The following is a 24,019-nucleotide window of genomic DNA, read 5'->3' as shown; positions in this document are numbered from 1 at the left end:
ATAACGTATTGGTATACTACAATAGTGGGATCTAGCATATATTGTATACTAACCTCCAGTAAAAAAGCACAAAATAGGCATGAGTATTTCAGCCTCATTTTATAACGACTGATGATGAAACAGATTGCCAAGCGTACCATCTCCGAAATACCAGATCTAGACCCGCACGGCGATGTCGAATTCACTGATTGGACTGAAGTTGAGGCGTTTGCTGCCGATATTGCGGCATTTGTTGAAGGGCGGCTGGGTATCACACCACCATCCACTGACAGCCAAGATACGATATAGCCTCCACGAACACACTGTTTTCCACGTTCGTGTCATACTTGCACAAACAGATCCGAGATTTTGGGCATGGGGTCTGTATTGTGAAAAAGATACAATATTTATTCCCTTCATACATAGTCCCAAATATGCATCTCACTGCGTCTGTCCGATCGGTTCCTGACGATACGTATTTCCAGACTCTGTTATCGCTGCTCTCGATCGACACGCAGAACCCGCCCGGAGGGACTCGTGCGGCGATCGATTGGCTTGAAATCTGGTTCACCGATCGAAACATCGAAACAAGACGGCTTGCTGTGGACGAGGCGAAACCGAATCTGCTTGCGACGATCCCCGGTGAATCTGAGTATACGCTCCTGTATCAGGGACACGTCGATACGGTCCCATTTGATGACTCGCAGTGGTCATACGATCCGCTTGGTGAGGGTGTCGACAATCGCATCTACGGTCGGGGGGCGACAGACATGAAAGGTGCACTCGCATCAATGCTTGTCCTTGCAGATACACTCGCTACCTTGGATTCAACGCCACCAATAACCGTTCAATTTCTGTTTGTAAGCGATGAAGAGACCGCAGGGCAAGCTGGCTTGCCATCAGTACTTGATGCCGACATGCTTCGCGCTGATGCATCCGTCATTGGCGAAACAACAAGCACTATCGATCGATACTCGGTTACCGTTGCTGATCGAGGAAGCATCTGGCTCACACTTGCGGCAGAAGGAACTGCTGCACATGGGTCACGTCCGATGATTGGTGATAATGCGATCGATCGACTCTGTGAGGTACTTGCTGCACTCAATCAGCGACTCCCGGACCGAACATTCCAATTCTCTCCTGATGTTGAGCCGATTATTGGTGAGTCAGTCGAGTATTATGCGGATTCGATCGGTCGAGAGGCTGCGGCCGAACTGTTTGAACACCCAACAGTCAATGTTGGGACGATCGAAGGTGGAACCGCAGTTAACAGCGTCCCAGAGCAGGCACGTGCTCGTGTCGATATCCGGCTCAGTCCTGGCGTTGGGACGCAAGCGGTGCTTTCTGACATCCGTGAGTGTCTCTCGGAGTTTCCTGCGGTTTCGATCGCAGACGTCAGTTGGAGCACAGGAACATACGAACCGCTTTCAAGTCCGCTTGTATCGGCGTTACAGTCCACCGTGTCCGCTGTTACTGGTAAGAGCCTCCATGCCCGAAGCGCCACCGGTGGTGGTGATGTGAAGAAACTCCGAAATGCAGGTATTCCAACCGTTGAGTTTGGCGTAGGGACTGACACGGTTCATGGGGTCGATGAGTACACAACGATCGAAGCACTTCGGAAGAATACGGAAATATACGCGGGGCTTGTTGCAGAACTATGCGGAGACCCACACGCAAACTGAATACAGCGTCGCGTTGCGTCTTCGGATCACATCTTCGTGTACACACACACTTACCGGCTTTGCGGCGGAACCAACAACACATTGCCTTTGGCTCGGCCAACAATCCGTTCCGACGTACCACCTAATAATAGCCGACGAAGCCGACTTTTGCCACGCGACCCAATGACGGTAAGTGTCGGACTTACTTCCTCTTCAACAGCTAAAATCTCCGTAATTGGTTCTCCCTCCCTGATGATGATCTTAGTCTCAATATTCCACTGTTCGAGTGTTTCTGCATGACTCTGGAGTTTGTCTTTCGCCTCTTTACGTGCCCGATCGGCATCTTCCCCAAGTTCGTAGCGCGGCAGTATATGAAGGAGTGTCACCTTTTGGGTCGCGTTCCGAATTCGTTTGACCTGCTCAAATGCTTGATTTGCATTCTCTGAAAAATCAGTGGCGAACATGATGTCTCTAAATAAGTACTTTCGAGCAACTTCGTACTCCTCACCATCTTTTGTGATCCGCTGAAGCAACAAAGGACGAACAGATGTACGAGCAATATTTCGTGCGGTGCTTCCGATCACCCGATCGCGGAGTGGACTCTGTCCCCGAGATCCCACAATAATCATATCCGCATGAACTGCCTCCGCAACACCGTTGATACGACGATGTGGCGTGCCTCGAACAACGTGTGTTTCGACGTCAAAGCCTGCATCCTCAAATACCTTCTTTTGACCCTGCAGTAACTGCTTTTTGGTTTTTGCAAAATCAAATCCTGGCATCCCGTAGTGCATATCCGCTGCGACAACAGTGACGAGATGAACCTCAGTCACGCCAATCCGCTGAAGACACTCCAAACATGGCTGTGTCCGGACAGCCGCATGTGATGCCTCCGAAAGATCAGTTGCGTAAACAACTCTCATACGTAACTATACTGTCCCCGATCAACATAATATTGTGCATTTTGAGCACAATCAAAGTCTGAGAATGTGGATATATGTATATACCACTTCATACCCGATATGAGTTGAACACCGGACAAAGTTTCTTATGCAGACATAGTTACTACAGCCTACTTAAAATGTCTATATTGTACTATACAAACATTTTTGTTCTTCGGCTGAGATGGTACATATATGCCTCAGTCCGTCTCAGAGATGCTCCGAAGCGATATGGAATGTGAAGGGTTATTTGAATGTTTTCATGGTCTCAAGCCGTTGGATAAGGAGTGTTTTCAGACGCTCGTTCGATACGATCAGCCACTCACAATCGATGAGATTGCATCTGAGATCGATCGGGAACGATCGACCTCGTATCGATCGATACAGCGTCTCTTAGACTCCGGCCTCGTTGAAAAACAGCAGCGAAACTACGAACACGGTGGCTACTACCACGTTTATAGACCAGTTGGATCGGATGAGATCACGGAGGAGATGCAACAGATGTTGAATGCATGGTACGCAAAGATGGGACAGCTGTTGCAGCAATTTGAGGACAAATACGGAGCCGCTCTTGAAGCTCCACAAGAACCTGGAGCCCAGTGAAGACAACGGTCGATATACTTTCACTTATGAAACCGTAACTGCGCTGTGTTTGTACTCCGGTATTTTTGCAACTGGGTCGAGTTCATCTCCGGTCAGTGTATTAACAAGCGGATCGGCGAAGTGGAACGTCATAAATACCGTTCCTTCTTGGATTGCCGGTGTTACGCTCGCAGTCACTGTCACACTGCCACGATCGTTTGAGACTGTTACTGTATCCCCATCTTTGATAGTTCGAGCCGCTGCATCCACTGGGTTAATTTGGAGTTCGTCGCTAGCCCGCATCTTTGTCAGGATTCCTGATCGACGTGTCAGTGCACCGCTGTTGAAGTGTTCGATCACCCTTCCAGTAGTTAACACAAGTTGGCCCTCACCAAGCTCATCTGCTGGTGGAACATGCTCGACATGTCTGATCGATGCCTTCCCATCCGTCGTCTGGAACTGTTCGCGAAGCAGCACTGCTGTACCCGCTGCATCCCCGTGTGCGATCGGCCACCGTTGACTGCCAGTCGCTAACTTGTCGTAAGACATCCCGCTATACTGCGGAACCGCTTCGGTGATCTCTGTAAACACTTCCTCTGTACTGTCATATCTGAACGAATGCGCTGAGAGCCTCTCTGCAAGTTCACAGAGGATTTCGAGATCTGGCTTCGCATCACCTGGTGGCTCTGTGAGTGCATGCATTCGCTGTACTTGTCGATCGGTGTTTGTGACGGTTCCTTCCCGCTCTGCCCATGCGCTCCCCGGAAGAATGATATCAGCATACGCTGCGGTTTCGGTCTCAAATAGATCGTGTACAACGAGGAAGTCGATCGAGTCGAGCCTTTCGCGCACGACCGAGGCGTTTGGCTCCGTCACTGCTGGATTCTCTCCGAAAATATACGCCCCATGTACGGTGTCTCCAAACGCATGTGTTGCCTCGACCTCTGTGAGCCCTGGCTCCGTCGGTGGTTCAAAACCCCACACTGCTTCGAGGCGATCGCGATCGGCTTCGGAAGCAACCGACCCGTACCCTGGGAGGGTATCAGGCAATGTTCCCATATCGCTTGCTCCTTGCACGTTGTTTTGCCCTCGAAGCGGATTGATTCCTGTACCTGGCTTTCCAATATGTCCAGTTAGCAGCGGAAGGTTCAAAAGCGCATGAACGTTTGCGGTCCCGCAATGATGTTGGCTCATCCCCATCCCAGTGAATATGGCAGCACGATCGGCACGTGCATACAATCGAGCGGCCGATCTGACGGGTTCCGGATCAACACCTGCAAGTGACGCGTGCTCGTCAATATCAACTGCACGGAGCCATGCTAGTTCGTCATCCACGTTATGGAGCCTGGCGTCAATAAACGATGTGTCATGGAGACCTTCTTGGACGATCGTTGCAGCGATCGCCGTGAGTAATGGAATATCATAGCCTGGTTTCACCGGAAGATGATGTGTTGCTGGCCGGGTCGTATCCGTTTCTCGCGGATCGATATGGATGACTTTGGTCCCCTTTCTGATTGCTGGGAGGAGGTACGATCGAAAGATGATCGGGTGATTAACTGCTGGGTTTGCACCGACAATCAGATACACATCTGACTCCGTGAGATCTTCTAGCGAGTTGGTCATCGCGCCGGTTCCGAACCGATCTCGCATCGCCGCAACGGTCGCTGAGTGACAGAGCCGCGCACAGTTGTCGATGTTGTTGGTGCCAAGACTTCGTGCAAGCTTTCCGAGCACGTAGTTCTCTTCGTTGCTACAGTTTGAGGATGCGAAGAAACTGAGCGCAGTTGGCCCATGCTCATTGAAAATAGCACTGAATTCCGATTCGATGCGATCGAATGCATCGTCCCACGAGATCGGGACAAACGAATCACCATCTTTTGCAAGCGGTGTGGTTAGTCGGCCCTCGTCTGTCACCATCTCAAACGCTGCAGCGCCTTTTGGACAGATCTCACCGCGTTTATTGACGGGCGCTTTCCAGCCGCCCGCTTTGTGTGTCTCTTTGTTGACTGTCAATCCACACCCAACACCACAGTAGGGACAAATACTGGTTGTTTCCGTTAGTGGGCGGTCAAAGTTGGACATACGTGGGTATCATTTCCATCACTAATAGAAGTTGAGCCCCAACTCCCACGATATGAGAACGATCCGATGCTATATTTTTTAGGCGATGGATGGTCTGTGTATGTACGGTTCAATACTGCTGCCGACAGATGGGAGCGACGGTGCATCGAACGCAACCGCTCATGCGCTTGATGCGGCCGATCGCTATGGTGCGACGCTACATGTTCTCCATGTTATTGATTCGTCAGTGTACGAGTCTTATAGTGGAGATGAGTACGTTCACGAATTTGAGGGTCTTGAAACAGGACTTACCCAATCCGGCGAAGAGGCGCTTGAGGACGTTGCCCAACGAGCACGCGATCGTGGAATTGCCGTTGAGACATACTTGACACGTGGGGAACCACATGAAGAAATTCTCCGCTATGCCACTGACAACGATATTGAAGTGATTGTCCTTGGTTCCAGAGATCGATCTGGGGAGTACCGTCGGCTTCTTGGAAGTGTCACAGAGCGCGTTGCACGAATGGCTTCGCAGCCAGTGACGATTGTCAAAACGTCCGTAGAATAACGACTATCTCCACAATCGAACGATACGTACAGCTATCTGTTTAACTATCGGCGTGTAGTATATGCCAGAAGAAATTCTTGTGCCGTACGATGGTTCCCCACTTTCGAAAGAAGCACTAAAATATACCTGTGCTGAGTTCGGCGCTGCAACCATCACGACACTCTACATTATCGATCGGGAAACGGACAAAACCGCCTCAAGAGGGTGGGGTGACCATCCAGGAATGTGGGAAGAATGGTTGGAAGATCGAAACGAGCACGCAAGAGAGCTCTTCGAAGGTGCGCAACAAATTGCGGATAAGTACAGCGTTACACTCCAGACGGGTGTTGCTGTTGGACGCGTTCCTGAAATGATCAACAAAGCCGCAGAACTGTATGGCTCCGATCTTATCATTATTGGCTTACACGGACAATCACGACTTGAAGAGATACTTATCGGTGAGGTTGCAAAAGTAGTTGTACGTAACGCAACAATTCCTGTCACAACCGTCCGAGAAACGGTTAATGAGTGAGCCTGTATCTGAACTGTTTTAATTGTCTACCAGCGGTTAACGACATTTCTCCGGGTCCATTTGACACCATATCCCAAACAGTAATATATTGTGTATTTTCTACATATTTATAATGGGAAAAGATCCTATGGACGAGGGTATTTTTCACACTGAGTCCATATTTTCTGCCGCATTGGATGGGTCGAATACTGGGATGGCAATTCTCGACACCGAGTGGACCTATCTCTATGCAAACCATCGATATGTGGACGTATTCGGATACACTGACGAAGCAGAACTTTTGGAGACCGAACTGACTGCGTATCTTGCAGAGACAAGCGTTGACCAATTTCATTCGGAGATCGTCCCTGCTGTTGCCAACACTGGACAATGGAATGGAGCTGTCCTGATCCAGGAAGCAACCGACCCGCTCAGAGTCGAACTCTCATTCTCCCGTTCGGATACTGGGCCTATTTTGTGTACGATCGAGTCAGTGCGTACTGGTGCTGACGCAGTTGAGACGTTTTCTCGCTACAAGTCGTTCGTTAACCAGTCTCCAGCAATCACAACTGTCCTCGACAACGACGGGACAATTCAGTATCAGAGTAAAGCGGTCGAACGAGTGCTTGGATACGATCAGGGGGCGCTTGTCGGTGACTCTGTGTATGCGTATATCCATCCGGACGATCGCAAAGCCGTCAAAATAGCGGTTGAACAAAATATCGAAGATCCAACCAGAACGGGCTCACTGGAGTTCCGTTTTCAGTGTAAGAATGAGGAGTGGATCTGGCTCCGAACGGTTGGAACCAATACGAGTACACATCCACCGACTAACGGCTTTGTTGCCAGCAGCATAAAAATAAGCGAAGAAAAACAGCGTGACCGTGAGTTAGAACGGCAAAACGATCTTTTTAAAAAAACACAAGATATTGCAGACGTTGGTGCGTGGGAGTACGACTGCCGGACGGAGAGTCTCCTCTGGACAGCAAAAGTGTACGACATCTACGGGCTCTCGACTACCAACGAGCCGCACTCAGATGCTGCCATTCGGTCCTATCATCCTGCTGATCGACAATTGATTGAAGATGCGTTCACGCGTGCCATCAGAGATGGTGCACAGTATGAACTTACACTCCGACTTGTTACGGCTGAAGGTGAGACGCGCTGGGTACAGACAAGAGGCGACCCACAGATTGAGGATGGTGAGGTTGTTCGCGTCCGTGGAACCATACAGGATGTAACGACAATTATCGAACAGAAAGAAAAAACTGCTGTGGCTCAAGAACGGCTGTCGCTCGCATTAGAAGCCGCAAATGCAGGCGCATGGGAGTGGAACGTACAAACTGACGATGTATTTTGGGATGATAGTCTTGAGCGATTGCTTGGATTAGACGTTGGGTCGTTTGATGGGACTGTTTCAGCCTTTTTATCGTACGTTCATCCAAACGATATCGATCGAGTCGCAGCAAACGTCCGTGCAGCTGTTGATAAAGAGACCGGGTTTGAACAAGAGTTCCGTTTTATTGACGACTCAGGAGAGGAGATATGGACCCGTACACGTGCACAACCGCTCTTTGACGAGGATGGTAGTATAATAAAATACGTAGGTATTGATATCGACATCACAGAACAGAAACTCTACGAACAGTCGCTCGAAAAAAGCGAGAAGCGGTTTCGTGCACTGTTTGAGGATGCACCGGATGGAATCATCCTCCATGATTCTGCGGGTTCAGTTTACGATATTAATCAAAAAGCGGCTGCCGATTTGGGATACGCTAAGAATGAACTCTTCGGGCTCAGCGTCTCTGATTATGAAACAGATTTCACCAATGATGAACTACGTCACCTGTGGCAAGAGATGTCTGTTGGAGAGACAATCTCTCTTGAAGGACATCACAAGCGAAAGGATGGGACGACATTTCCGGTTGAGGTGTGGATCAACAAAATTGATATTGATGGTGAAGATCGGTTCCTTGCATTTATTAGGGACATAACGGAGCGAAAAGCGTACGAAACTGAAATTGAACAGACACAGAGCCAACTTCGTCAAATCGTCGATCTGGTACCTGACCTGATATTTGTCAAAAATAACGATGGCGAGTACGTCTTTGCAAACAACACAACTGCGACCTACTATGGAATCAGCACTGACAACATTGAAGGCAAGACGGACTTCGAGTTACTGTCCAATACTGAGGAGGCTGAAGCGTTCAGAAAAGACGATCGGGACGTGATTGAATCCGGTGAAAGAAAAGAGATTGAAAGAGAGACGCTCACTACAGCGGACGGCGACACTCGAATCCTCCAAACAACCAAGATTCCATTCCAACTAGCTGGCGTTAATGAGAGCGCGCTGCTTGGATATGCTCGAGATGTAACGGAACTTAAATCGTACGAAGAGACGATCGAAACCCAACGAGACAATCTTGAGATTCTGAACAAAATGGTACGCCACGATATCCGAAATGATCTTCAGATCGTTACTGCGTATGCGGAGATGATTAAAACGGAGATTGACGCAGACACACCAGCACAAACGTATATTGAAAAAATTCTGTCGAGCGCACGAAACGCTGTTGATCTCACTGAAACGGCTCGAAACGTGGCCACAGTACTCCTTCAGGATGAGTCTGATTTCACGTCAATTCATCTTCGACAGGCGATTATAAACGAAGTTACAGATGTCCGAAACTCGTTTGCAGATGCGGTTGTGACGATCGAAGGTGAGATTCCGCACGTGATGGTTCGCGCTGATACGATGCTTAGCTCTGTATTCCGTAACTTACTCAAAAATGCGATCCAGCATAACAATAATGCGACTCCAGAAGTAGCTATTTCAGTTACAACAACCGATGAAGCTGTTAGTGTGGAAATTCGTGATAACGGTCCGGGTATCCCCGATGAACACAAAGAAGCAATATTTAATGAGGGCAAAAAAGGGCTTGAAAGCGATGGCACTGGTCTCGGTCTGTACCTTGTTGAAACATTAACTGAACGCTATGGGGGGACGGTTACTGTTTCAGATAACGATCCAGTTGGTTCTGTATTCACTGTCTCCGGACTTCCGCGTACGTGATTAGCTATTGTTTGTATTGTGCAAAGTATACAAAACTATTATATTGGTTGAGAGCGTATCTACTACTGATGACAGCAGACCTTACCACAGTTGACACGTCGAAACCGATCGAATTTGACGGTTCAGACGACCTCTCAAACGTTGTCGCTGACGCAGGTGTTGTGCTTGTTGACTTCTATGCGGACTGGTGTGGCCCGTGTAAAATGATGGAGCCAACAGTTGATGCCATCGCACAGAACACTGCTGCAACCGTGTTGAAAGTCGACGTTGACCGATTCAACGGTGTCGCTGGGCAGTATGGTGTTCGTGGAATCCCGACGCTTGGATTGTTTGTTGATGGCGAACTTGTCGAGAAACTGGTCGGCGTACAGTCCGAAGACCAACTCGCCTCGCTCATTGGGAGATACAACCAGTAAGTAATGACTGACATTCACAATATTGTCATCATCGGGTCTGGGATCGCTGGCCAGTCAGCAGCGATCTATGCTGCTCGTGCTGATCTTGACCCGATCGTGCTTCATGGTGGAGAGCCAGGGGGGCAACTCACTCTCACAACAGACGTTGAAAACTATCTCGGGTTCCCATCGGGTGTTGGTGGCCATGAACTCATCAGCCGAGGCAAAGAGCAAGCGGAACGATTTGGTGCAACGTTCAAACACGGTGTTGTCGTTGATGCAGCCCTTGACCGTCGCCCATTTCGCCTCTCGATTGCAAACGGTGAGACACTGACGACCCGATCGATCGTGATAGCCACTGGAGCAAGCGCACGAACGCTTGGTGTCCCTGGTGAGGATGCACTCATGGGGTATGGGCTCTCCTCGTGTGCGACCTGTGATGGGGCATTCCACCGTGGCAATGATGTTGTTGTCGTTGGTGGTGGTGACTCTGCAATGGAGGAAGCGCTCTTCTCACAAAGTTTGCAGACTCCGTCACGGTCATCCACCGCCGTGACTCGCTTCGAGCATCCGAAATTATGATCGATCGAGCGCTGAATAACGAGAAGATCTCGTTCAAATGGAACAGCGAACTTGTTGAGATCCACGGTGATCAAGAAACCGGTGTCGATGCCGTCTCGATCATCTCACATCCTGATGGACATCCAACGAAGCGTGAATCAGAGGGAAAAACTGTTGAGACGGAACGACTCACCGTTCAAGGTGTGTTCTATGGTATCGGCCATATTCCAAATACATCGTTCCTTGAAGACACGGAGATTGTGTTGGATGAAGAAGGGTACATTCAGACCGATCCGGGCACGACTCATACTGGTATTGATGGCGTGTTTGCAGCTGGTGATGTTGCTGACTCGGTCTATCAACAAGCGATTACCGCGGCTGGAACCGGGTCGATGGCTGCACTGGATGCAGAAGCGTCTCTCGAAGCACAGCCGGAAGTAGAGGCACCCATTCAATGACGCCGCTTGAGATACGTGCTGACATTCCAGCGCTCCAAGATGCAGCATATTTTAATTTTGGTGCACACGGGCCAAGCCCACGCTATGTGGTGGATGCAGTCACTGACGCAGTTTCAGCGCACGAATACGACTCAGGTGTCAACGATCCATACACGGTCGCATTTGACACATACGAGGAACTCCGTGCAAACGTCGCGGCGTTCGTTGGTGCAGACACTGATGAGATTGCACTCACTGAGAGCACAACGGATGGAATCAACCGAGTTGCATCCGGATTTGAGTGGGGACCTGGAGATGTTGTCGTTCGCACCGATGTCGAGCACCCTGCAGGTGTGCTGCCATGGAAACGGCTGGAGGAATATGGTGTCGAGGTTCGCGAAGTCGAAACTACAGACGGCCAGATTGATCTCAACGAGTTCAGCGATGCGGTTTCCGATGCGACACTCGCCTGTTTCAGTGCTATCACGTGGACACACGGAACGAAACTTCCAGTGAGCGACCTTGTGGATATTGCATCCTCCGCTGGTGTGTTTACACTTGTTGATGCAGTTCAGGTCCCCGGCCAACAGCCGTTTGCTGTTCACGACTGGGGCGCGGATGCAGTCGCAGCAGCCGGGCACAAGTGGCTTCTCGGCCCATGGGGTGCAGGGTTCCTGTACGTCTCCCAGGATGCAGCAGCCTCGCTCACTCCCCGATCGGTTGGCTATCGAAGCGTTGAGAACGCAGGCGCGGACGAAATCAGCTTCAAACCCGGAGCCAAACGGTTTGAAATCGGTTCAACCTCGCTTGGACCACACACCGGGCTTGTTGAAGCGATCGATGCGATCGAATCAGTTGGGCTTGACACAATCGAGTCCCGAATTGAAGCACTCACTGATCGATTCAAATCGCATATCCCGGATGCACAGCTCCTCAGTCCACAACAGTTCGAATCCGGGCTTGTCACTGTTCGTGTCCCAGACGCAGACGCCGCCGTATCAGCGCTTCGTGATGAAGATATCGTCGTTCGATCGCTCCCGATCCCAAATGCAGTCCGTGTGTCAATCCATGCGGTTTCAACAGAAACCGAGGTTGACGCAGTAGCAACTGCGCTTGTCGATCAGCTGTGAGGCTGTTTTCACCTCCGGATGTATTTGTGAATCTCAACAACAACGAGCGTTGCTGGAGCTAGCAGCCCGATCGTGAGCCACGTCTCCGTTGTCAGCGGCTGTACACCGAGGAGAAACTGTGTTGGGCCGAAATAGAGCGCACCAATGTGGATCGCCACTGCAGCGATCGTTCCAACAAACAGCATCCGGTTTGAAAATAGGCTTTTTTCGAAGATAGACTGCGTCTCCGATCGGCAGGCACCGACATACAATGCCATCGAAATCACAAGCAGTGTTAATGTTGCAGTTTGTGCATACTCGATCGACACGCCAGTTGATAGCTGCCACCAGAACATGGCTACAGCAACAACCGCTAGCAACACACCTGCGACGGCGGTTCGTTCGAGGAGGAACCCGGATAACAGTCCAGCGTTTGGATCATTTGGTGGGCGCTCGTACTGTTGGGGCTCTCCTGGCTCAAACGCAAGCGCAACATCTTGGATTCCGTTTGTTACCACATTGAGCCACAGCACCTGTGCAGGGATCAAAAGCAGCGGGAAGACGTCATCATCTGCTACAGCAAACACCCCAAATGCGGTTAATGTGAACGTTGCAAGGAATGCAAGGACAAGCCCAACACCAGTCGAGAGGAGGAATGTCGTTGCTTTTGCGATATTGGCAAAGACCGTCCGTCCCTCCTCAACCGCAGCGTAGATCGTTGTGAAGTTATCATCAGTGAGCACCATTTCACTTGCCTCTTTGGCAACGTCGGTCCCAGTGATCCCCATTGCGGCACCAATATGTGCGGATTTGAGTGCCGGTGCATCATTCACCCCATCCCCAGTCACTGCAACGATTTCGCCATCTGCTTGTAATAACTCCGTCAGCCGGAGTTTCTGTGTTGGGCTGATCCGGGCAAACACAGATGTCGTTTGCAACTGTTCTGTAAGCTCTTCATCAGAGAGTGCTGCCACATCTGCCCCAGTAAGCACTGTGTCGCTCTCAATTCCGATCTGTTTTGCAATCGCCCCCGCAGTTGCTGCATGATCTCCTGTCACCATGAGCACACGCATTCCTGCATTGTGGCATGCCACAATAGCATCTGGAACGCCGTTTCGAGGGGGGTCCCTCATTCCAATGAGGCCAAGGAGCGTGAGCCCATCCAACGATTCACTCTCTGTTCGATCGCCCGCTCCGGTCGCAACGGCTAAGACTCGAAGCCCATCATTTGCCATCTCGTGTGCCGCTGCCAAAATTGCCTCACGATCGATCGGTTCGGACGCTCCGTTTACACGGGCATCTGTACACATCGCAATAATTCGCTCAGGGGCACCCTTGAAATATGTCTGTGGGCCGTCTGGTGTCTTGTGGGCTGTTGCTGCAAACTGCCGATCGGACTCAAATGGGATCTGTCCGATCTCCGGGGTCGTTTCCAGCAGCTGTTCTCTATGTAATCCAACCTTTGCCCCAGCGACAAGCAGTGCCGTTTCTGTGGGGTCGCCGAGCAGTTCGATACGCTCCGTATTGTCCTCCGTTTGTGTGCGTATCCGAGACTCGTTTGCCAAGACGCCTGCCCTGAGTGCGTCATATACTGCACTCGCTTCGTCGATCGCAACTGGCTCCCCATTCTGCTCGATTGCACCTTCAGTTGTATCGCCACCACCTGTGACGGTGTAGACCGATCCATCGACACGGAGCTGTTGGACTGTCATTCGATTCTCCGTGAGCGTCCCCGTCTTATCGGACAGAATAACCGTACAGCTGCCCAGCGTCTCAACAGCAGGCAGCCGCCGGATGATCGCATTCCGATCGGCCATCCGAGCAACGCTCACTGCGAGTGCAACGGTCATCACAATCGGCAGCCCTTCTGGAATCGCTGCAACGGCGATCGCAACCGCCAATAAAAAGATATCCGTGACTGCAATTCCTTGCAAGAGTCCAATCCCGAAGACGACAACGCTCACACCTACAATCGCGATGCTGATCCGATTTCCAAAGTGTCGCATCCGTGTTTGCAGTGGGGTTGCCGCACGAGTTGTCTCACGCATCTGCCCTGCAATCGTCCCAATTTCGGTATCAGCACCTGTTGCAACGACAACACCGACTGCTCTCCCTGTTGTTACTGCGGACCCCATATGCGCCATATTCGATCGGTCGCCAACAACCGTCTCTGTGGACACTGTCTCGATCGTTTTCGAAACGGCCGCTGACTCGCCGGTGAGGATTGACTCCTCGATCTTGAGATCCGTCTCCGAAAGCAACCGGAGGTCTGCAGGGACAAGCGATCCGGACTCAAGGAGCACAATATCGCCTGGAACCAGTTTCTCGCTCTCTACGTCGGCTGGTTCGCCGTCTCGACGCACTCTGGCAGTTGGTGAGACAAGGTTTGCGAGCGCAGCCATCGCATTCTCCGCTCGATACTCCTGATAGAAGCCGATCACTGCATTGATTAGTAAAACTGCAGCAATGACGATTGCATCCGGATAGTGTCCGATGAAAACCGTGATACCAAACGCGATAAGCAACACATAGATGAGCGGGCTTGTGAACTGATGTAACAAAATTGCAAGCTTCGAGGTTGTTGCGTTGCGCTGAACGGTATTTGGGCCGTGCTCTGCTTGCCGCTCAGCTACCTGTGCATCCGAGAGACCGTCCGGTGTCGTATCCAATGCTTGTAGCACATCATCGCGATCAAGTGCATGCCACGCGTTCTCTGAAGCTGACGACTTCTGGGTTGTCTCTTCTACTGACATCTACCCGACCTGCTCAATGAGCGTCTCATCCGGATGGAGTATTCTATACACGGACACTCGATCGGCAAGTTCGACCGCATCGTTGAGTTTCGCCGTTGCTTGTGCATGAATTGTGAAGAGCCGATCGCCTTGCGAAACTGTTGTACCGACGTTCTCATGGAGCACAATTCCTGCTTCGATATCTTTTGGTGCGCCCGCTCGTCGGGCAACGTCACTCACTGCACTGTTGTCTATATGTGTCACGACCCCGTCTCGGGATGCATACACGGTTTTTGTCTGCTCACCAATTGGAATTGATGCCGTTGTTATTGTTGAATCGCCGCCCTGTGCGTCAACTATCTGTCGGAAGGACTCCGCTGCGTGACCCGAAGCGAGCAACTCATCCGCATCTGCATCGACGTCACAGAGCTCTAGCAGCTTTGCAGCCAACTGTACACTTTTTGATCGCAGATCTCCTGGGCCTGTTCCTTCAAGCACCGCTAATACGTCGCGTGCCTCTAATGCAGGCCCGATACCGCTCCCGATCGGCCCACTCCCACGCGTAATTAGACAGGTCACTCGCATACCTAGATGCTCGCCAACACGTTTGAAATCCCGTGCTAATTTTCGACTCTCGGGCAGACTCTCAACTTTCGCACCCTCTCCATATGGGATATCAATCACAACGTGCGTGGAGCCTGCGCTCCGTTTTTTCGAGAGGACAGATGCGATCACCTGTCCGTGTGGATCGATCGACAGTGGGGTTTCAACCTGAATAATTCGATCGTCCACGGGTGAGAGATCAACAGAACCACCCCAGACAAGACAGCCGTTTGTATTTCTGACGACGCGTTCGATTGACTCACGAGTGAGGTCAACCGGACAGAATACCTCCATCGTGTCCGCTGTTCCCGCAGGAGAGGTTATTGCACGTGATGAGGTTTTTGGAATCTTCACACCTGCGGCAGCGACGATCGCAACGACAATCGGTGTTGTGCGATTTCCTGGAACACCACCAATGCTGTGTTTGTCCGCAATCACCGGTTCGTCCCAGTTGATTCGATCGCCCACGTCAGCCATACATTCGGTTAGAAATGTTGTTTCCTCAAGCGACAGCCCGTTCGTGTATATTCCAGTAACGTATGCGCTTAATTCGACATCTGTGAGACGATTATTGTTGATGTCCTGGACAATGGTCCGAATCTCCGATCGGCTGAGTTCATTATCATCCAGCTTTCGTCGGATATATCGCATCGATTGTGGGTATGGTGCCGGCTTGACAGTCACCGTCCCTGTGAGCTGTGATAGCGGCTGTGTCAACCCCACCTCTCCACGGTCGACAAGCGCAGTTGTCTCTTTGACAACGCCGATCGTCACGCCACCATTCTGTGTAAGCTGAACGCGGTCCATCGGATGGACGCCGATCTCTATTGCATCATCCCCATGTAACACAACGGTCGGTGTGTCGCTATCCAGATCGATGGGGACCACGGAAAGTTCCATACCGCTGATATTGACACCGAATTATAATATGTTAATTTATGAAAATTGATACTATTGTACTCAAAACGCAATATCTTCAAAATAGAACCGGTAGCCGGCTTTTAGACAAACGGAACTGCTTCAGGGAGTGGGAGCATCGGCACGGCAAACATTCCAACCAAGGTGGCAACACCAATGAATACCGGGACGAGGATTCCAGCAACGTTGGTATCCGCAACGACGTGTTTGAGATCGCCCATCATATCCGTGAGCGATGGCGTTGAGCTCTTTGAGAGGACTGCAAGCTCAAGTCCAAAGAGGAGGAACGTTGCCCCGGCAGAGACCATACAGAACGGACAGATTTCTCCAATAACGCCAAGCTGCAGGTAGACGAAGTACGATGAGAACACTACACCCGATGCGGTGATTGGCGTGAGAATCTTGATGATCAACGGATGACGAGCGTCAAACCACCAGAGGGCAAGCCCTATCGTGGTCAGGTAGTAGAAGCCACCAAGCGTTGCAAGTGGAATTCCAAACACGTAGGCCCACGGGCTGGTGATCACTTCAATACTTCCTTGAACCGGTGCATCGGCTGGAATTGCAGGGATTGCAAATAGGTGGATTGCGGTCAGCATGACTGTTACTAGCCATCCCACGATCGCAACCGACGTAAACACACCAAGGAGGGTCGAAACCCTCGGTGAGTAATCCCACTCGTATTCAAATCCCGTCTTGTTTCGAGTTTCTACTGACATACAAGAATACGTTTGGCTCGTTCCTACATAAGTATTGTGAATCTTGTACAATACCTAAAATTACAAAGTGACATTGGCTGCTAATATCGTGTAAAACGGCATCTGGTAGCTATAGTGGTGTTGATTCAATACAATAGTGGCTCTCGATATCTATCTAATGCACAGTAATCAAAAAACTGCAACAGATTCGGGTGAGACAGCGATCGTTCGCTTGTGATACGGGGTTTCGTTGGCTTTCAGTGGCTAGAATCGTATTAGCGGTGTCTTTGGATTTTCGAGTCCTGGAATCCCACAGACACCTGCGTCGTCTCCCGCTTTTTCAACACCTGCAGAGAGCTTCTCGATCGACCAGTCGACGACATGTCCCGTCTCTGTCTCATGCGCTGCGAGTGCAACACGTGCATCTGACAACTTTTGAAACACGGACTCGTACTCACATTCGGAACACGTGACAGTGACGCTTGTTTCTTTCATTATATTTCGCGCTTGCAGGTATCCATTCCAAGGAGGCTGTAGGCACCACAACTTCGCGTTGCAGCGGTGAAAAACATCACTACCGCCACGATCCCTAGTACTGCTGCGATTGACCCACCCAATTCAACAATTCCTGCTAAAATCGCAAGCGATAGCCCGCCTGCAACAGCACCTGCTCCAATCCGTGCAATTCGGTCTGCCTCTCCAACATTTGTTTCCATAGTTGTTCTAGTATTGTTTCTTCTGAGCAATAATGGTGTTGGTTAGCTGTGACGACCGATTAGCCGATCGTGATAACACGATCGGACGCCATCACAACATTGAGAAGATCGTCCATCGTTGAGATTGGACAGACCTCACTTTCGTCGCTCTGTCGCATTTTCAAGCACGTCCCACATGCACGTAGCTCACCGCCCTCATCAGCAAACAGCTCCATCCGATCGCGGACATCGAACTGCTCGTTCTCTGTAATTTCCTCGGCTTCAACACCTGCTCCGAGAAGAAATACTGAAACTGAGTGTCCCGCGTTGAGCGCCGTAATTCCAAGTCGGAACGCGTTCCATGCGCGCTCTGGATCGTTTGTTTCAAGGACAATACCGAGGTCTGCATTACTTCCTGAATCAGACATACTGTATAGTATATTGTGCAATACAATAACTATTATGCTGGCGTTTTGGAGGGGTATATTAAATACTCGTCCTCTCAATACAGACACTATACACGGTGAACTTGTGGCTGAATCAACGCGATCTCTATCTCGTCGCTGGGTCTACACGTTCTATAGCGTATTTTTTACGCCTCGAATTGGGCTTCTTATTTTAGCTGGTGGGCCGATCGTCCTATTTGCACTCAGTCTTCACGGTGCGACGATCGTTACACAGTCTGTAGTCACGACAGGTGCATTAGTCATCGTCTCCGTTGGCCTTCTTTACGGATTAAAAAAGGAATGGGACACTACAGCCACTGTCGAGACCTACGATGTCCCAACAGTCCGGACTGACGCACAATACGTTACCGCGGTAATGGGCGGTGCTATTGTGACACTCATTGTCACGATCGAGCTTCCTGTTTCATCAATCGTCGCTGCCTCGCTTGTTGCGCTGTTTGGCGCACTCATTATCCCGAAATTTGCAGTGGCGATCTACTGTGGGGCGTTTGTCGGAATGACCTCCCCACTCTTGTTTACTACATACACACAAGCGCTTTTAGCTGGTTTTCTTGCCGGCGGTGTTTTCGTTCTTTGTCGACCTGTCTTTGACGGCGTTGGTGGGAAATTGGGGACGACTGCATTTGTCGCTGCAACCGCGGTTGTGGCGGTAACCGTCGCGGAGTTCCATAGCGATCCACTCCCATCGCTTACCACACAGTTTCTCATCTATCTGTACGCCGTAAGCGGTGCTGTTGTCACATTCATGCTCAGTGTTCGATTCGATCGTGGACCTGTTGTCGCATCAGCAACTGTTGGGGCCATTTCGGGAATTCTCCTCCCAGTCATCTATCCGACTGATGGGTCGTTGCTTGCCGCTGTTGTCTTTTGTGCATCTTTCGTTGGGATGGTCTCGGCCGATCGACTTGCTGATGAGTTTCGTGTCGCTGTGGCTGGTGCGGTTGCAGGACTTATTTTCATCTACACTACACCGTATGTTGGTGGGTCTGGTGGAAAACTTGGAACGATCGCATTTGGGGCCTGTCTCACCGTGTGGGGTGGTGAAGCACTCATCCAGCGACTGAAAACACTGCACAAGTGACCTAGCTGAGAGTCCCACATTATACACATTACTGCAATATGAGAATGTACACTGTGGGTAAGTACCGAGCCGTTGTATATTGCATATGGACATAACAGAGATCATTGACACTGACTTTGAAACGTTCGACCGGGGAACTCCAGTCTCAAAGCTCCGCGGTGCGTTCGAGTCATCCGGGGAGAAAGCACTCGTCATTACGGATGCTGACGGCCTCGTCGGTGTCGTTACCCGACGTGCAGTGCTTTCATCGCATGAAAAGGGCACACAAAAAGCGCAGTCGGTCGTCCGAAACGTCCCGACGATCGATCGGCATGAGGATGTTCGTGAGACTGCCCGGCTGATGATTGCTGGTGATACCAGACTGCTCCCTGTCGTAGACGGTGATGAGCTAGTTGCTGTTGTTCGTGCAGACGATCTACTCACACACGTTCATCCATATCTCTCCGTATTGGATGTTGATGACGTTGCAACGACTGCTGTCGTCTCGGTGACGCCAGATACGTCCCTTGGTGCTGCGATTGCAACGTTCAGAGATGAACGGATCGAGCACCTTCCAGTTGTGTCTGAAGACAGCGACGAAGCCGTTGGAATCATCAGTCTGTTTGATGTGCTTGCGTTCGTGACCAGAGAGCTCACCCGATCGCAAGGCGGATCACCAGACGGTGACGATACTGACGGCGCTGGAACCGATCGTGGTGGGTACGGTGCACGGGAGGGAGAAAGTGCAGACTTGCTTTCGCTTCCGGTGCGAAACGTCATGGTTGAAACGCTCGGCACAACGATGTTGGATGAGTCGTTGGACGCTGCACTGGAGACAATGTTTGATTTCGGTGCCTCTTCATCGGTTGTCGTCGATGATGACGGATCGCTTGCGGGAATCGTCACGAAGACTGACCTCCTCGAGTCGTTGACATGGACCGATGATGACCAACTTCACGTACAGGTGTTTGGAGCGGATATTGTAGACAACATCACGGATGAGTATTTGGCAACTCAGATCGAGTCGGTTACCCGCAAGTACAGCGGGATGCGGTTGCTCGAAGCCAAAGTCCACTTCAAAGAACACAAAGAGCGGCTTCGTGGCATGTCGCTTATCTATGTCCGTGTCCGGCTGTACACTGACAAAGGGCTCTTTGTCGGTACCGGCGAAGGCTACGGCGGAAAGCATGCCTTCTCGTTAGCGCTTAATACCGTTGAGAGACAGATTCTCGAAGGAAAAACATACGGCAAGAGCATGAAACCAAAAGAGACCGACGAACTCGAGAAGATCTACGGCTGGTGGTTGAGCAAATAGATAGTGACTGGTGTAAGTAGTTCACTAAACACTTATATTCAACATATTGTTTATATCTCGAAGTATTGGTGCTAATACTATTGTCCGAGCGCATTGTTTCCCAGTAGCGTTAGTTATTCAATATTGGTGACTCCCTTCCTTGCTCTTTGACTGCTCGAACACCACTCCCAATCACAATGAGTGCAACAACAACTGCTGATCCGATAATCAAGACCGCACTCGTCGTGTCCAGTAGTGGTATCTCAAGGATACTTCCTGCTTCTCCAATACCCACTGCAACACTGGCGATAAGCAGCATGAGACCAAAGTAGATCCGTGTCTTATCTTCGTCGACAACCACCGTTGATGCGGAGCCAATCTGTGCACCGAGGGCACTCCCGAACAGCAACGGAAGAACGATCGTTAGATCGACTGCACCAGCCTGTCCATATGTGAACGCCCCCACACCACCAGAAATGAACCCGCCAAACAGGTTCGTTCCGACCGCAACTGGCAATGGAACTCCAATCAGGTAGTAAATCGCTGGAAGCCGGATAAAGCCGCCACCAATGCCGAGGAATCCAGACACAATACCAACCACCAATGAGACTGCCGTAATGACCCACAGCGACACCCGAATCCCACCGGTCAATGTGACCATTGGTGGAATATTGTACCGTTGGATCTTCTTTGCGATATCGGGGATATCATTCGGATCAACATCAGCATGCGAGAGCTCCTCATCGGCCTCTGTCTCTTCATTATCATCCTCTAGCGCATTCTTTGTAAACAGAATCCCAATTGCTGCAAGCAGTACGACATACGTAATGCCGACAATCAGCTCTGCAGTTCCAAGCTCCTCAAGGTAGAAGACAATAATCCGCCCACCTTCAATTCCTGCTGTGAGCCCAACAAACATCAATGCACCAAGCTTGTAATCGACTTGTCCGATACCGTGATGTTTGATTACTGCAATAATGGCGGTTCCAAAAACGAACGCCATTCCACTTCCGATCGCAACACGGGCTGGATAGCCAAGAACCAAGAGTGCTGGTGTCACAAGGAATGAACCACCCATTCCAAAGAATCCATACAGGAGACCAACAACAAATCCGAACCCGATAAAGAGGGCTAAAATCGCAATACTAAGTCCAAATAGCTCCATCGTTATCTCACGCTCTGTCTGCGTATTTTTCGACTATCTAGCCGTACTTGAGTGGTAACACGACTTGGTTGTACGCTGGATGGGTGTGTGTACTGCACGTTCGTAGTCAGTCTCTACTAACAGCAGGGTGCACAAATAGTTTTGGTATTTTTGTGCAATACACTCAATAGTACTAGATTTACGAGAACAAGTGATCCATGAGTAGCCGTTTGATCACACCGCCTCGTTTTCTTCCATCGTGTGTTTGTACCATAATCGCCGTACTCTCAACCGAATCAACCAGTTGATCGCTTGGTCGACCAAATATCCGACCTCTGAGACCTTTTTGATCGACTCCAGTGATTAGTAGATCTGCTGGCTGTGCAAATCGGGCCAACCCTGAAATTTCATTGTCCGTCTCGATAATCGTTGATCGGACTGGGACCGTACAGAGTGCTGCTAACTCGTTGTGGTATGCTTCCAGTGTCTCTCTTTGCGTCTCGGGTGCGTTTTTTCCAATTGCTTGCAGAAGATTGATTTCTGCACCGGTTTCCTCTGCGACTGCATCTGCAATGAGGATCTTGAGTGGATCGTATGCACCGCGAGTTGCAACAACTGCGATTTCATCAGCACCATTAAACCCACGATCCTCAACGAGGAGAACGTCTGTTGGTGTATTCTCAAGAATCCACTCGATCGGACTTCCAAACAGTCGTCGGTGAAATTCGTCCGCTCGCCGTTCAAGTAACAACAGGTCGTAGTTCCTATACGTTGCCACATCAACGATTGCTCGTTTGTGGTCTTCACTGTCGATTCGTTGATAGCTCACTGCTGTATTGGATGCAATCTCAACAGTGTCAACACCACCTGACGTTCGCAGCGCTGATGCCTCTGGGTCTGTTGGCATCCACTCTGGAGCGTCGTCTGCGATATCGGCAAGCCATTCTAGTGTGCCTGTTTGTTGTACTTTCGCGTGATTCTCAGCGAATATCTGATGTGGAATATCTAGGAACTCAACAACCGACACCGCTGTCGATCGGAGCCGACCCATATCACTTCCAACACGAACCATGTCACGTTTTGCACCAGTTGAGGTCTGTTCGGTTGTTGCGACAAGCACCTTGTACGAGCTATCGCTCTCGAAGAGTTCTCTTGTCTGTTTGACAGCATCATCCCCAATATTTCGGCGAATCGCCTCACGCGCAGCACCTTCACGTTCGATGCTATCCCGAACATATACCACGTAGTAGAGTGCTGCTGCGACGGATATTCCAGCAGCACCGAGCAGTGGAATAAGCCCCATCTGTGTAAGAAGAATCAACCCACCACCCATGCCAATAATCTGTACCCATGGGTAGAATGGTGCAACAAATTCAGGATCATAGTCACCAACTGCACCTTCTCGGAAGCCAATCAGTGCAAGATTAACGAGAATGAAGACGAGAATCTGGAACGCACTTCCAAGCTTCGCCACGTCTTCGATCGGAAGTGTTGCAATCATCACCATCATCGCCCCACCAGTGAGTGCGATCGAGAGCACCGGCGTGTTATATTTGTCATGAATTGCTTCGAACCGTTCCGGTGCAAGCCCGTCGCGAGCCATTGCAAATGGGAACCGCGAGGCAGAGAGCAAGCCTGCATTCGCGGTCGAGGCAAGTGCCATCAACGCTGCGATAACAACCGCAATCACGCCGAAAGTCCCCAGTGCTTCCTCAGCTGCAAATGCCATGATTGCTCCCTCACCGCTCTCCGGAAGCACGGCATTGAAATCAACGACACCAATTGCGACGTAGACAATCAGTACGTACAGTGCGGTAGTAAACAGGAGCGATCCAATCATTGCTCGAGGAATCGTTTTCCCTGGATCTTTCACCTCTTCTGCAACGGCTGCGATTTTGATTACACCCGCGTACGACACAAAGACCAATCCTGTTGCGGCGAGAATCCCTTCCGAAGCGATATCAAAGGACCCGGTTGTTTGTCTAGGAATAATACTCCCATAGCCACCGAGAATGAACCATACCATCGCAGCAATCATTATTCCAACAATCGCGAGCTGTAAGCTTCCCGTCGATTTTGTGCTCACGATGTTGAGAAGAGTAAACATGAGTGCTAGCCCAAGCGCAATGAAGATGATATATTCCGCGAGGTCCGGTGCAATGTACACAAGATATGGCACACCACCAACCAGCGCTAGCGAACCTTTGAACGATAACATAAACCAGTTGCCGATCCCGGCGATCGTCCCAAGTAGTGGTCCCATCCCACGCTCGACATAAACATAGGAGCCGCCATCTTCTGGCATTGCGGTAGCCATCTCGGATGCGCTCAATGCTGCAGGGAGTACAAGCAGTCCCGCAATAAGGTACGCAATAACGACGGCAGGGCCTGCCGTTGCAAACGCGATTCCGGGCAGAATGAAAATCCCACTCCCAACCATTGCACCGATCGCAATTGCCGTTACAGACGGCAGTCCAAGATCACGCTTGAGTCCGGTTGCCATTGATACTAATTACATTGGTTGGTTGGATTGACGATTCACCTAAAC

19 protein-coding genes and 2 pseudogenes are annotated in these 24,019 nt (G+C 50.5%); 11 read left to right on the top strand and 10 right to left on the bottom strand.

Annotated features, from left to right (window positions below; genetic code table 11):
* Positions 1 to 105 precede the first annotated feature (105 nt).
* Both AArcSt2_RS13990 and AArcSt2_RS13985 read left to right on the top strand, forming a co-directional pair.
* A pseudogene (locus AArcSt2_RS13990) lies at positions 106 to 288 on the top strand (protoporphyrinogen oxidase); the annotation flags it as partial.
* Positions 289 to 413: 125 nt separating this feature from the next.
* A complete protein-coding gene (locus AArcSt2_RS13985; protein WP_250585480.1) occupies positions 414 to 1,661 on the top strand; it encodes a M20 family metallopeptidase in 1,248 nt (415 codons plus the stop codon).
* A 50-nt stretch (positions 1,662 to 1,711) separates the two neighbouring features.
* Here AArcSt2_RS13985 and AArcSt2_RS13980 read toward each other — a convergent pair whose 3' ends face one another.
* Positions 1,712 to 2,563: a universal stress protein gene (locus AArcSt2_RS13980; RefSeq protein WP_174655051.1), complete on the bottom strand. Its 852-nt coding sequence runs from the start codon at positions 2,561 to 2,563 to the stop codon at positions 1,712 to 1,714.
* A 213-nt stretch (positions 2,564 to 2,776) separates the two neighbouring features.
* On the opposite strand from AArcSt2_RS13980, the gene AArcSt2_RS13975 reads away from it, so the two are divergent.
* Positions 2,777 to 3,184: a helix-turn-helix domain-containing protein gene (locus AArcSt2_RS13975; protein WP_250585478.1), complete on the top strand. Its 408-nt coding sequence runs from the start codon at positions 2,777 to 2,779 to the stop codon at positions 3,182 to 3,184.
* 24 nt (positions 3,185 to 3,208) lie between these two features.
* On the opposite strand, the gene fdhF is transcribed toward AArcSt2_RS13975, so the two are convergent.
* Positions 3,209 to 5,245 (bottom strand): formate dehydrogenase subunit alpha, encoded by a 2,037-nt coding sequence (gene fdhF / locus AArcSt2_RS13970; RefSeq protein ID WP_250585476.1) that lies wholly within the window; start codon positions 5,243 to 5,245, stop codon positions 3,209 to 3,211.
* A gap of 100 nt (positions 5,246 to 5,345) precedes the next feature.
* Here fdhF and AArcSt2_RS13965 point away from each other — a divergent pair, with 100 nt between their 5' ends.
* The 6 genes and pseudogenes from AArcSt2_RS13965 to AArcSt2_RS13935 all read left to right on the top strand — a co-directional run bounded on the left by AArcSt2_RS13965 (position 5,346) and on the right by AArcSt2_RS13935 (position 11,881).
* Positions 5,346 to 5,792, top strand: a complete 447-nt coding sequence (locus tag AArcSt2_RS13965; protein ID WP_174655055.1) for a universal stress protein — start codon at positions 5,346 to 5,348, stop codon at positions 5,790 to 5,792.
* 61 nt (positions 5,793 to 5,853) lie between these two features.
* Positions 5,854 to 6,303: a universal stress protein gene (locus tag AArcSt2_RS13960; protein WP_174655056.1), complete on the top strand. Its 450-nt coding sequence runs from the start codon at positions 5,854 to 5,856 to the stop codon at positions 6,301 to 6,303.
* 112 nt (positions 6,304 to 6,415) lie between these two features.
* Positions 6,416 to 9,358: a PAS domain S-box protein gene (locus AArcSt2_RS13955; protein WP_250585474.1), complete on the top strand. Its 2,943-nt coding sequence runs from the start codon at positions 6,416 to 6,418 to the stop codon at positions 9,356 to 9,358.
* Positions 9,359 to 9,426: 68 nt separating this feature from the next.
* Complete coding sequence (locus AArcSt2_RS13950) at positions 9,427 to 9,774, top strand: thioredoxin family protein (RefSeq protein WP_174655058.1); 348 nt, start codon at positions 9,427 to 9,429, stop codon at positions 9,772 to 9,774.
* Between the two features lie 3 nt (positions 9,775 to 9,777).
* Positions 9,778 to 10,772: pseudogene (locus AArcSt2_RS16865) on the top strand (NAD(P)/FAD-dependent oxidoreductase).
* Positions 10,769 to 11,881 carry an aminotransferase class V-fold PLP-dependent enzyme gene (locus AArcSt2_RS13935; protein ID WP_250585470.1) on the top strand — a complete coding sequence of 371 codons (1,113 nt, stop codon included), beginning with the start codon at positions 10,769 to 10,771 and terminating at the stop codon, positions 11,879 to 11,881. The pseudogene AArcSt2_RS16865 and the gene AArcSt2_RS13935 overlap by 4 nt, the downstream one beginning before the upstream one ends.
* 8 nt (positions 11,882 to 11,889) lie before the next feature.
* On the opposite strand, the gene AArcSt2_RS13930 is transcribed toward AArcSt2_RS13935, so the two are convergent.
* From AArcSt2_RS13930 to AArcSt2_RS13905, 6 genes are all read right to left on the bottom strand, one after another.
* Positions 11,890 to 14,613, bottom strand: a complete 2,724-nt coding sequence (locus tag AArcSt2_RS13930; protein ID WP_250585468.1) for a cation-translocating P-type ATPase — start codon at positions 14,611 to 14,613, stop codon at positions 11,890 to 11,892.
* Complete coding sequence (locus AArcSt2_RS13925) at positions 14,614 to 16,095, bottom strand: AMP phosphorylase (protein ID WP_250585466.1); 1,482 nt, start codon at positions 16,093 to 16,095, stop codon at positions 14,614 to 14,616. It lies immediately after the preceding gene.
* 101 nt (positions 16,096 to 16,196) lie between these two features.
* Positions 16,197 to 16,832, bottom strand: a complete 636-nt coding sequence (locus AArcSt2_RS13920; protein WP_250585464.1) for a vitamin K epoxide reductase family protein — start codon at positions 16,830 to 16,832, stop codon at positions 16,197 to 16,199.
* Between the two features lie 243 nt (positions 16,833 to 17,075).
* Entirely contained in the window at positions 17,076 to 17,306 is a 231-nt protein-coding gene (locus tag AArcSt2_RS13915; protein ID WP_250585462.1) for a DUF7542 family protein, read from the bottom strand.
* Positions 17,306 to 17,527, bottom strand: coding sequence for a YgaP family membrane protein (locus AArcSt2_RS13910; RefSeq protein ID WP_174655065.1), 222 nt, complete (start codon positions 17,525 to 17,527; stop codon positions 17,306 to 17,308). The genes AArcSt2_RS13915 and AArcSt2_RS13910 overlap by 1 nt, the downstream gene beginning before the upstream one ends.
* Before the next feature lie 59 nt (positions 17,528 to 17,586).
* Positions 17,587 to 17,934: a DsrE family protein gene (locus AArcSt2_RS13905; RefSeq protein WP_174655066.1), complete on the bottom strand. Its 348-nt coding sequence runs from the start codon at positions 17,932 to 17,934 to the stop codon at positions 17,587 to 17,589.
* 103 nt (positions 17,935 to 18,037) lie between these two features.
* Between AArcSt2_RS13905 and AArcSt2_RS13900 the strand changes: the two genes are divergently transcribed.
* Together AArcSt2_RS13900 and AArcSt2_RS13895 are read left to right on the top strand one after the other, a co-directional pair.
* Positions 18,038 to 19,054 carry a hypothetical protein gene (locus AArcSt2_RS13900; RefSeq protein WP_250585460.1) on the top strand — a complete coding sequence of 339 codons (1,017 nt, stop codon included), beginning with the start codon at positions 18,038 to 18,040 and terminating at the stop codon, positions 19,052 to 19,054.
* An 85-nt stretch (positions 19,055 to 19,139) separates the two neighbouring features.
* Positions 19,140 to 20,348 carry a CBS domain-containing protein gene (locus tag AArcSt2_RS13895; protein ID WP_250585458.1) on the top strand — a complete coding sequence of 403 codons (1,209 nt, stop codon included), beginning with the start codon at positions 19,140 to 19,142 and terminating at the stop codon, positions 20,346 to 20,348.
* A gap of 109 nt (positions 20,349 to 20,457) precedes the next feature.
* Here the strand turns inward: AArcSt2_RS13895 and AArcSt2_RS13890 are convergent, their stop codons facing one another.
* On the bottom strand, positions 20,458 to 21,492 hold the full coding sequence (locus tag AArcSt2_RS13890) for a sulfite exporter TauE/SafE family protein (RefSeq protein ID WP_250585456.1): 1,035 nt from the start codon (positions 21,490 to 21,492) through the stop codon (positions 20,458 to 20,460).
* A 178-nt stretch (positions 21,493 to 21,670) separates the two neighbouring features.
* Positions 21,671 to 23,974 carry an APC family permease gene (locus AArcSt2_RS13885; protein WP_250585454.1) on the bottom strand — a complete coding sequence of 768 codons (2,304 nt, stop codon included), beginning with the start codon at positions 23,972 to 23,974 and terminating at the stop codon, positions 21,671 to 21,673.
* Positions 23,975 to 24,019 lie beyond the last annotated feature (45 nt).

The organism is Natronocalculus amylovorans (assembly GCF_023638035.1).
Lineage (GTDB): Archaea > Halobacteriota > Halobacteria > Halobacteriales > Haloferacaceae > Natronocalculus > Natronocalculus amylovorans.
This window is presented reverse-complemented; position numbering and strand designations above follow the sequence as displayed.

Excerpts from the sequence above, each read along its gene's own strand:
- AArcSt2_RS13985 (WP_250585480.1), top strand. The coding sequence starts at position 414 with ATGCATCTCACTGCGTCTGTCCGATCGGTTCCTGACGATACGTATTTC.
- AArcSt2_RS13965 (WP_174655055.1), top strand. The coding sequence starts at position 5,346 with ATGTACGGTTCAATACTGCTGCCGACAGATGGGAGCGACGGTGCATCG.
- AArcSt2_RS13925 (WP_250585466.1), bottom strand. The coding sequence starts at position 16,095 with ATGGAACTTTCCGTGGTCCCCATCGATCTGGATAGCGACACACCGACC.
- AArcSt2_RS13895 (WP_250585458.1), top strand. The coding sequence starts at position 19,140 with ATGGACATAACAGAGATCATTGACACTGACTTTGAAACGTTCGACCGG.
- AArcSt2_RS13980 (WP_174655051.1), bottom strand. The coding sequence starts at position 2,563 with ATGAGAGTTGTTTACGCAACTGATCTTTCGGAGGCATCACATGCGGCT.
- AArcSt2_RS13955 (WP_250585474.1), top strand. The coding sequence starts at position 6,416 with ATGGGAAAAGATCCTATGGACGAGGGTATTTTTCACACTGAGTCCATA.
- AArcSt2_RS13930 (WP_250585468.1), bottom strand. The coding sequence starts at position 14,613 with ATGTCAGTAGAAGAGACAACCCAGAAGTCGTCAGCTTCAGAGAACGCG.
- AArcSt2_RS13885 (WP_250585454.1), bottom strand. The coding sequence starts at position 23,974 with ATGGCAACCGGACTCAAGCGTGATCTTGGACTGCCGTCTGTAACGGCA.
- fdhF (WP_250585476.1), bottom strand. The coding sequence starts at position 5,245 with ATGTCCAACTTTGACCGCCCACTAACGGAAACAACCAGTATTTGTCCC.
- AArcSt2_RS13910 (WP_174655065.1), bottom strand. The coding sequence starts at position 17,527 with ATGGAAACAAATGTTGGAGAGGCAGACCGAATTGCACGGATTGGAGCA.
- AArcSt2_RS13915 (WP_250585462.1), bottom strand. The coding sequence starts at position 17,306 with ATGAAAGAAACAAGCGTCACTGTCACGTGTTCCGAATGTGAGTACGAG.
- AArcSt2_RS13950 (WP_174655058.1), top strand. The coding sequence starts at position 9,427 with ATGACAGCAGACCTTACCACAGTTGACACGTCGAAACCGATCGAATTT.
- AArcSt2_RS13920 (WP_250585464.1), bottom strand. The coding sequence starts at position 16,832 with ATGTCAGTAGAAACTCGAAACAAGACGGGATTTGAATACGAGTGGGAT.
- AArcSt2_RS13935 (WP_250585470.1), top strand. The coding sequence starts at position 10,769 with ATGACGCCGCTTGAGATACGTGCTGACATTCCAGCGCTCCAAGATGCA.
- AArcSt2_RS13960 (WP_174655056.1), top strand. The coding sequence starts at position 5,854 with ATGCCAGAAGAAATTCTTGTGCCGTACGATGGTTCCCCACTTTCGAAA.
- AArcSt2_RS13890 (WP_250585456.1), bottom strand. The coding sequence starts at position 21,492 with ATGGAGCTATTTGGACTTAGTATTGCGATTTTAGCCCTCTTTATCGGG.
- AArcSt2_RS13975 (WP_250585478.1), top strand. The coding sequence starts at position 2,777 with ATGCCTCAGTCCGTCTCAGAGATGCTCCGAAGCGATATGGAATGTGAA.
- AArcSt2_RS13905 (WP_174655066.1), bottom strand. The coding sequence starts at position 17,934 with ATGTCTGATTCAGGAAGTAATGCAGACCTCGGTATTGTCCTTGAAACA.